An 8659-nucleotide genomic window follows, 5' to 3' on the forward strand; every position below is an offset into this window, starting at 1 on the left:
CACCCCCCCCACCCCCCCCCCCCCCCCCCCCCCGCCGGCCCCCCCCCCCCCCCCCCCCCCCGCCCCCCCCCCCCCCCCCGGGGGGGGGGGGCCCCCCCCCCCCCCCCCCCGGCCGCGTTCAGAGCGTCTCGCTCAGCGAGTCCGCGAGCCGCCGGCGCGCGGTCCGAGTCGCCGGCAGGGAGGCAGCCGCCACCGCACCGACGACCGCGCCGGCCACGACCGACACCAGCACCGGCCACGGGGGCAGATGGGCGATCCCCGCCCCCATCCCGCTCGCGGTCCCCTGGGCGTCCACCAGCCACATGCCGAAGAGCGCGCCGAGCGCCGTTCCCGCCACCGCCGACGCCAGCGCGGTCAGCCCGGCGGCGGTCACGATGACGGAGCCGATCTGCCGGGGCGTCAGCCCGATCGCCTTCAGCGCGAGCAGGTCCCGGCCGCGGTCGCGGACCCCGGTGCCGATCAGTGTCAGCAGCTCGGTGAGACCGATCAGCGCCAGTACCGCGATCAGGGCCGCGATCACTCCGCGCGCCGGTTCCAGCCGGTCCGCGGGGTTGGGCGTCTCACGGATCTCCAGCGTGCCGCCCGCCGCCCCGTCGAGCGCCGAACTCACCGCCCGCGGGTCCGATCCGTCGGTGAGCACCAGTGCGTGGAAGTCCGGCCGCAGGCCCGGGTCGCGTTCCTGGAGGGCGTCGACCGTCGTGGAGATGATCCGTCCGCCGGACTCGGGCTCGATGCTGCGTCCCACGATGTGCAGGATCTGCGGCCTGCCCTCGACCGTCATCCGCACCCAGTCGCCGACGCGTACGCCCAGCAGGTCGAGGAGTCCCTGCCCGGCCACCGCCTCGTCCGGTCCCCGGGCCGCCCGCCCCTCGGCCACGGCCGACGGATAGGGATCCTCGGCGGTACCGAGGCCGCGCAGGGTGATGGTCCCGGTCTGCCCGGGCACGAGAGCGGCCATCTCGGCGCCGGGATGGACGGCGGCGACCTCCGGCACCCCGGCGAGAATCCGCCGCAGCTCCTCCTCCGACGGTCCGCCGGGTTGCTCCGCCCGTACGGTCAGGGCCGCGGGCAGCCCCATCTGCGCGGGCCGGCCGCGGAACTGGTCGAGCGTCGACCAGGCCACCAGCGCGACGGTGATCAGTACGAGCGGCAGCGCGAGCCGCCCCACGGCGACGGCCGTACGGCCCCGGCGCGGGAAGGCCGAGCGCCAGCCCAGCACCAGCGCCGGCGGCATCCGCAGGCCGAGTGCCCTGCGGCCCAGTGCGGTCATCGGCGCCGCGGACGGCTGCGCCGCCCGGGCCACCGGTACCGGCGGCACCCGCCCGGCGCGCCAGGCCGCGAGCCCGGTGGCCGCCGCGATCAGCAGCACGGCCCCGCACGGCACACCGATCATGAGCGCCGTGTATCCGGGCAGGTCCTGCCACAGGGCGGCCGCGTCGCCGATCCGGCCCGGGATCCGCGCGCCCAGGGACGCGATGGCCGCCGTGCCCAGCGCCACCCCGAGCAGGGCGAACGCCAGGTGCTGGACGAGGAAGCCGCGGACGACCTGACCCGGTGTGAATCCGACCGCCTTGAGTACGGCGATGTCCCGCAGCTGGCCGCGCACCCGGGCGCCGATCGCCCCGGACGCGGCGAGGGCGGCCGCCAGCAGCGCCCCGAGTCCGAACACGGCGAACAGCTGACCGAGGAGCCGGTCGTCGCCGCCGGCCTCCGCCCTGGCCTGCTGCCACTTGGTGACCTGCGCGACCCTGTCGGCGCCCAACAGGGTCACCGCCCGCTGGACCATGAAGTCGGTGTCGCCGGAGTCCGCGAGCCGCAGCCCCACGCTCTGGCCGGTGTCGCCGGGGGCGATCCCGTCGAGGGTCTCCGGGAGGACCCAGCCGATCCCGGGCCCGCCGCCCGCCCGGTAGGGCGGTTCCGCGGCCTCGGCGACGCCGGTCACGCGCAGGGTGCGCACGGCCCCGTCCTGGCCGGTGACCCGTACGGTGTCGCCGGGCTCCGCCCACAGCGAGCGGGCGACCGAGCTCTCCAGCACGACGGCACGGGCCGCACCGTCGTCCGGCGGTGCGAGCCAGCTGCCCGAGGTGACCAGCGGCCGTCCGGTCCCGGGAGGCCGCACGCCGGTCGCCCGCAGCGCGACCGCCGCCCGCGCGCCGCGTGACTCGACGGTGGTGGTGGCGGTCCGGTAGGGGCCGGAGAGGGCGTCGACCCCGTCGAGCCGGGACAGGGCGGCCGGGTCGGCGCCCGGCCGGGTCTGCAGCCAGATGTGGGCGCCCTGGGACTGGTTGAAGATCCGCTGCCACGGGTTGGCGGCGTAGCTGAACAGTGCGCCGGCCAGCAGCAGGGAGGCGATGATCCCGGCGCTGGCCAGGACGACGAAGAGGGCCTCGCCGCGGTGCGCGCGGAAGTCGGCGTGAGCCCAGCGCAGAGTCGCCCGCATGCTCATTCCTTCAGTTCGAGCACGCCGGACACTCCGCCGGCCGGACCGCGGTGGCCGCCACCGAGCTGGGCGTCGTCGGCGATCCGTCCGTCGAAGAAGCTGATGACGCGGTCGGCGGCGCTCGCCATCCGGGCGTCGTGGGTGACCATCAGGATCGTCTGTCCCCGCTGGTGGAAACGGGACAGCAGCCGCAGCACCTCGCGTGTGCCCTTGCTGTCGAGGCTGCCGGCCGGTTCGTCGGCGAGGAGCAGAGCGGGGTGGTTGACCAGGGCGCGGGCCAGCGCGACGCGCTGCTGTTCGCCGCCGGAGAGCTCACCGGGCATGGACTTCTCCCGGCCTTCGAGGCCGAGCTCGGCGAGCAGTTCGGCCCGGGACTCCCGGGCGGCCTTCGGAGAGGCGCCGGCGAGCAGCGCCGGGAGTTCGACGTTGTCGGCGACGGTCAGGTTGGAGACCAGGTTGAAGAACTGGAAGACGACGCCGATGCTGCGCCGCCGCAGGACCGCCCAGCGGGCCTCGCGGTACTCGTCGACGCGCTGACCGTCGAGCCAGAGTTTGCCGCTGTCCGGCCGCTGGAGGCCGCCGATCAGATGCAGCAGTGTCGACTTCCCGGCGCCGGACGGCCCGGTGACGGCGACGAACTCGCCCGGCCGGACGGTCAGGTCCACACCCCGGACCGCGTGGACCGGCGCGCCTTCGCCATGGTGCGTCTTGGTCAGGCCCTCCGCGCGCACGATCGGCGCGCTGCCGTGCCCGGCGTCCGCCGTCCCCGCGGCCGGATCCGGCCCGGGTACGGATGCGGTGTCGGGCCCGCGGCGGTCGCCGGAAGCCGCGTCGTGGCTCATTCCAGCTCCTCCTGACAGCGTTCCAGCCAGTCCAGGTCGGCCTGCAGATGCAGCATCGCGCCCTCGATCAGCAGTTGGGAGATCCGGTTGTCCCGGTCCTCGGCGGCGGCCAGCTTCGACAGGTCCCGCATGGTGTTGAGGTACTGCCGCCGCTGCTTGTTGATCAGGGCGACCGGGTCGGCGAGCCCCGACTCGGGCGCCAGGGCGAGCTTCATGAAGAACTCGTCCCGCACGCGTGGTTCGTCGGTGGTCTCCTCGAACCAGGCCTGTACCGCCTCGCGCCCGGCGTCGGTCAGCCGGTACGTGCGTTTGTTGGGCCGGCCGGACTGCTCGACGTCCTCGCCGTCGATCAGCCCGCTCTTCTCCAGGCGGCCGAGGGTGACGTAGATCTGGCCGACGTTCGGCTGAGGGTACGCGGCGCCCAGAAGCTTCTCAAGGTCCTGCTTCAGCTCGTAACCATGCGCCGGGCCACGGGTGAGCAGTGCCAGGAGCGGCAGCCGCACGCTCCCCCCTCTCTCCCGCTGACGTAGTTTCCTGTTGGCCGGGCGGTGGGCGTGTGGCCCATGGCACCTGTCCGGTCCGCCTGGACGTCTAGTATCGCCCATGCCTAACGGGTATATATAGGGCCCGATGGTCGGCGACGCAGCCGGATCGTGCACCGGGAGGAACCTATGCGGTGGATGCGTGCCGCGGGTAGAGCTCTCCTGGTCGTGGCGGTGCTGCTGGCGGGGTATGCCGGTTTCGGCGCCCGGGCCGGCGGCGTGGACCCTCAGGGTCGCGGGCCGATGACGCTGGCCACGGCGGGCGATCTCACCGACTATCTCTCGCCGCTCCTCGACGACTGGAACCGCGCCCACCCGGACGAGCGGGTCACCCTGGTCGAACTGCCCGACTCGGCGGACGAGACCCGGGCGCAGATGACCAGCGAACTGCGTTCCGGCAGCGACCGCTTCGACGTGCTGAACATCGACGTGGCATGGACCTCCGAGTTCGCCGCGGCGGGGTGGATCTCCCCGCTGAAGCGCGACCGCTTCCCGCTCGACAGCTTCCTGCGGCCGGTCGTCGACACGGCCACCTTCGACGGGCGGCTCTTCGCGGTCCCGTACGTCACCAACGCCGGGCTGCTGTACTACCGCAAGGACATCCTCGAACGAGAGGGTGTCGAGCCGCCGCGCACCTGGGCCGAGCTGGCCCGGCAGGCCCGTACGATCGCCCCGAAGTACGGTCTGGACGGCTACGCCGGCCAGTTCCTGCCCTACGAGGGGCTCACGGTCAACGTCGCGGAAGCCGTGCACTCCGCGGGCGGGTCGATCCTGCGGGACGACGGGGAGCGGGTCACCGTGGACTCCGCCGCGGCGACGGCCGGGCTGACGTTCCTCGCGGACGGGGTGCGCCAGGGGTGGATCCCCCGGGAGGCTCTCGGTTACAAGGAGGAGGAGTCGCGGCAGGCGTTCCAGGACGGCCGGCTGCTCTTCCTGCGGAACTGGCCCTATGTGTACGCGGACGCGGGCGCAGAGGGCTCGAAGGTGGCGGGGAAGTTCGGCGCGGTGCCGCTGCCCGGGCCGGACGGGCCCGGCACCAGCGTGCTGGGCGGCTCCAACCTCGCCGTCAGCGCCCACTCGCGGCACCCGGCGTCGGCCGCGGACCTGATCGCCTACCTCACCAGTGAGCGGGTGCAGCGGCAGGTGCTCACCGAGGGCTCGCTGCCGCCGGTGCGCGCCGCGCTGTACGAGGACCCGGAACTGATCAAGGCCCATCCCTATCTGCCGACGCTGCGCCAGAGCGTGCTGTCGGCGGTGCCCCGCCCCAAGAGTCCGCGCTACGACCAGGTCAGTCTGGCGGTGCAGGCGGTGGCGCAGGACGTCATGGCGCTGCGGCAGACGCCTGCCGAGGCCGTCGCACGCCTCGCGCGCGAGCTGGGGACGATCTCCCGCAGGGGCTGACCCGCTCACGCCCACCTCCGGTCCGTTCAACAGAGCCTCTACTTACATGTTAAGTAGAGGCTCTCACTTTGCCACCGGGGCATTACCGGGCAAAACCCCCCAGCTTTCGACAGTTTCAGGAAGCATCGTTGACACCTTCCAGTCACCGCTACTTAACATGCATGCATAACAGCGCACCCGGTCCGGGGCGCTCTCGCATTCAGCAGAAACAGGTCGACGCGAGATGCTCAGCACGCTTCCGGCCGGCATCGGCCGGCCCTCCCGCCCTGCCTCCACACCTGACCCGTGGTGGCGCGACGCGGTGATCTACCAGGTCTACGTCCGCAGCTTCCTCGACAGCACCGGGGACGGCATCGGCGACCTGGCCGGCGTCCGGGCCGGGCTTCCCTACCTCAGGAAGCTGGGCGTCGACGGCATCTGGCTCAGCCCCTTCTACCCGTCGCCGCAGCACGACCACGGCTACGACGTCGCCGACTACCAGGGCGTCGACCCCGTCTACGGCGACCTCGCCGAGTTCGACCGGCTGGTGGCCGACGCCCGCCGCCTCGGACTGAGACTGCTGCTCGACATCGTCCCCAACCACTGCTCCAGCGAGCACCCGTGGTTCCGCGAGGCGCTCGCCGCCGGCCCCGGCGGCGCCGCCCGCTCCCGCTTCCACTTCGCGCCCGGCCGCGGCCCTGACGGGGCCGAGCCGCCCAACAACTGGCGCGCCATGTTCGGCGGCCCCGCCTGGAGCCGCGTCACAGAACCCGACGGCACGCCGGGGGAGTGGTACCTCCACCTCTTCACCCCCGAGCAGCCCGACCTCAACTGGCGCGACCCGGCCGTCGGCGACGACTTCGAGCAGGTGCTGCGCTTCTGGCTGGACCGCGGTGTCGACGGCTTCCGTATCGATGTCGCCGCCGGACTCTTCAAGCACCCCGCGCTCCCCGACTCCGACGACCCGTTCGCCGACGAGCGCGCCCGCGACTCGGTCAACCCGCTGGCCTGGAACCAGCCCGAGGTCCACGACGTGTGGCGCCGCTGGCGGTCGGTGTGCGAGGAGTACGCCGCCCGTGACGGCCACGACCGGCTGCTCGTCGGCGAGGTCTCCGTACCCACCGCCCGTGAACACGCCGAGTACGTCCGCCCCGACGAACTGCACCAGGCCTTCTTCTTCGACCTGCTGTCCGCCCCCTGGGACGCCGACGCCTTCCGCTCGACGATCGACGAGGCGATACGCGACATCGCCGGCACCGGCTCGACCGTCACCTGGGTCCTCAACAACCACGACCAGGTCCGCACCGTCACCCGCTACGCCGGCGAGCCCGGCGTCGAGGGCAGCGGACTCGGCGCCGCCCGCGCCCGCGCCGCCGCCCTGCTGATGCTCGCCCTGCCCGGCGCCGCCTACGTCTACCAGGGCGAGGAGCTCGGCCTGCCGGAGGTGCTCGACCTGCCCGACGAGGTGCTCACCGACCCGATCTTCCACCGCACCGGCAGCCGCAAGCGCATCCGTGACGGCTGCCGCGTCCCGCTGCCCTGGTCCGGCCACGCTTCCCCGTTCGGCTTCAGCCAGGGCGCGGCCGGGGCCCGGCCGTGGCTCCCGCAGCCCGAGTGGTTCGCGGAACACGCCACCGACCGGGCCCTGGCCGACACCCGTTCCTTCTGGCACCTGTACCGCGACGGCCTGCAGCTGCGCCGCAGCCTCCCGCAGTTGGGGGAGGGCACGCTGCGCTGGCTGGACGCGCCCCCGCAGGTCCTCGCCATGGCCCGCGGTGACGGGCTGATCTGCGCGGTCAACTTCGGCACCGAGCCGGTCCCCGCGCCCGTGACCGGAACACCCCTTCTGTCCAGCGGTCCCTGCCCGGACGGCGTGCTCCCCGGAGCGACCGCCGCCTGGTGGACCGGCGACCACCCCGCTTCCTGATCCCCGTTCTCCCCCGGAAGGACTCACCATGCGACGAATCGGCAGCACCACCACCCGGCGTACGACGGCCGCCGCCTCCGCGGTTCTCGGCCTCACCCTCGCCGCCACGGCCTGCGGCGGCACCACCGGAACCGCGAGCGGGGGCGGCGAGCTCAGCGGCCAGACCGTCACCGTGGCCGGAGTCTGGACCGGCAGCGAACAGAAGAACTTCAAGAAGGTGCTGGACGCCTTCAGCGAGAAGACCGGCGCCAAGACCGTCTTCGTGCCCTCCGGCGACAACGTCTCCACCTTCGTCGGCAGCAAGATCGAGGGCGGCAACGCACCGGACGTCGTGATGGTGCCCCAGGTCGGTGTCCTGCAGCAGTTCGCGAAGGAGGGCTGGCTCGAGCCGCTGTCCGACAAGACCGCGAAGACGGCCACCGCGGGCCTCGCCCCGGTGTGGAAGAACTACGGCACCGTCGACAAGACGTACTACGGCCTCTACTTCAAGGCCGCCCACAAGTCCACCGTCTGGTACAGCCCCGAGGCGTTCACCCAGGCAGGCGTCAGCGCCCCCAAGACCTACGAGGACCTCCTCAAGACCGGCCGCACACTCGCCGACTCCGGCAAGCCCGCCTTCTCCGTGGCCGGCGAGGACGGCTGGACGCTGACCGACTGGTTCGAGAACATCTACCTCTCCCAGGCCGGACCGGAGAAGTACGACCAGCTCGCCCGCCACGAGCTCAAGTGGACCGACGAGAGCGTCGTCGCGGCACTGACCACGCTCGGTGAACTGTTCAAGGACGACCAGCTCGTCGCGGGCGGCGCGAAGGCCGCGCTGCAGACCGACTTCCCGTCCTCCGTCGAGCAGGTCTTCGGACCCGAACCCAAGGCGGGCATGGTCTACGAAGGGGACTTCGTCGGCGGCATAGCCAAGGACGAGTTCGGCCGCAAGCTCGGCGAGGACGCCGCCTTCTTCCCGTTCCCCGCCGTCGGCGGGGGCGAGGCCCCGGTCGTCAGCGGCGGCGACGCCGCCGTGGTCCTCAAGGACGGCAAGAACAGCAAGGCCGGCATGAAGCTCCTGGAATTCCTGGCCACCCCGGAGGCGGCCGAGATCTGGGCCGGCGCCGGCGGATTCCTGTCGCCCAACAAGGACGTCAGCCTCGACGCCTACGGTGACGAGACCACCCGCTCCACCGCCGAATCCCTCGTCGCGGCCGGCGACTCCGTCCGCTTCGACATGTCCGACCAGGCGCCCGCCGCGTTCGGCGGCACCAAGGGCGCCGGCGAGTGGAAGCTCCTCCAGGACTTCCTGCGCGACCCGTCGGACCCGAAGGCCACCGCGGCGAAGCTCGAGGCCGCGGCCGCCAAGGCCTACGGGAACTGAGGCAGCCGCCATGGCCGACACACTCAAGGGACGGGCCCCCCGGGCCCGCGCTCCCCAGGCCGGCGCCGCGATCACGATGTTCAAGGCGCTCGACCTGAAGATCGACACTCAGGGGTCGGAGAACATTCCGCGCACCGGCGGAGCGGTGCTGGTCAGCAATCA

6 protein-coding genes are annotated in these 8659 nt (G+C 72.9%); 3 read left to right on the plus strand and 3 right to left on the minus strand.

The window, feature by feature from the left end:
* Positions 1 to 118: 118 nt before the first annotated feature.
* Genes AB0K36_RS34155 through AB0K36_RS34165 form a run of 3 tightly spaced genes read right to left on the minus strand, consistent with a single transcriptional unit; the run spans position 119 to position 3785 of the window.
* Positions 119 to 2440 carry an FtsX-like permease family protein gene (locus AB0K36_RS34155; protein ID WP_364601616.1) on the minus strand — a complete coding sequence of 774 codons (2322 nt, stop codon included), beginning with the start codon at positions 2438 to 2440 and terminating at the stop codon, positions 119 to 121.
* A 2-nt stretch (positions 2441 to 2442) separates the two neighbouring features.
* Positions 2443 to 3282, minus strand: a complete 840-nt coding sequence (locus AB0K36_RS34160; protein ID WP_364601617.1) for an ABC transporter ATP-binding protein — start codon at positions 3280 to 3282, stop codon at positions 2443 to 2445.
* A complete protein-coding gene (locus AB0K36_RS34165) occupies positions 3279 to 3785 on the minus strand; it encodes a PadR family transcriptional regulator (protein ID WP_005310452.1) in 507 nt (168 codons plus the stop codon). Before AB0K36_RS34165 ends, AB0K36_RS34160 begins: the two co-directional genes overlap by 4 nt.
* A gap of 168 nt (positions 3786 to 3953) precedes the next feature.
* Here AB0K36_RS34165 and AB0K36_RS34170 point away from each other — a divergent pair, with 168 nt between their 5' ends.
* From AB0K36_RS34170 to AB0K36_RS34180, 3 genes are all read left to right on the plus strand, one after another.
* Complete coding sequence (locus tag AB0K36_RS34170) at positions 3954 to 5225, plus strand: ABC transporter substrate-binding protein (protein WP_364601619.1); 1272 nt, start codon at positions 3954 to 3956, stop codon at positions 5223 to 5225.
* 223 nt (positions 5226 to 5448) lie between these two features.
* Positions 5449 to 7131, plus strand: coding sequence for a glycoside hydrolase family 13 protein (locus AB0K36_RS34175; protein WP_364601621.1), 1683 nt, complete (start codon positions 5449 to 5451; stop codon positions 7129 to 7131).
* Positions 7132 to 7159: 28 nt separating this feature from the next.
* Entirely contained in the window at positions 7160 to 8497 is a 1338-nt protein-coding gene (locus tag AB0K36_RS34180; protein WP_364601623.1) for an ABC transporter substrate-binding protein, read from the plus strand.
* Positions 8498 to 8659 lie beyond the last annotated feature (162 nt).

The organism is Streptomyces kurssanovii, assembly GCF_040677245.1.
Lineage (GTDB): Bacteria > Actinomycetota > Actinomycetes > Streptomycetales > Streptomycetaceae > Streptomyces > Streptomyces kurssanovii.

What these genes read in the sequence shown, in the direction of transcription:
- AB0K36_RS34170 (WP_364601619.1), top strand. Translation starts at nt 3,954, where the DNA reads ATGCGGTGGATGCGTGCCGCGGGTAGAGCTCTCCTGGTCGTGGCGGTG.
- AB0K36_RS34180 (WP_364601623.1), top strand. Translation starts at nt 7,160, where the DNA reads ATGCGACGAATCGGCAGCACCACCACCCGGCGTACGACGGCCGCCGCC.
- AB0K36_RS34175 (WP_364601621.1), top strand. Translation starts at nt 5,449, where the DNA reads ATGCTCAGCACGCTTCCGGCCGGCATCGGCCGGCCCTCCCGCCCTGCC.
- AB0K36_RS34155 (WP_364601616.1), bottom strand. Translation starts at nt 2,440, where the DNA reads ATGCGGGCGACTCTGCGCTGGGCTCACGCCGACTTCCGCGCGCACCGC.
- AB0K36_RS34160 (WP_364601617.1), bottom strand. Translation starts at nt 3,282, where the DNA reads ATGAGCCACGACGCGGCTTCCGGCGACCGCCGCGGGCCCGACACCGCA.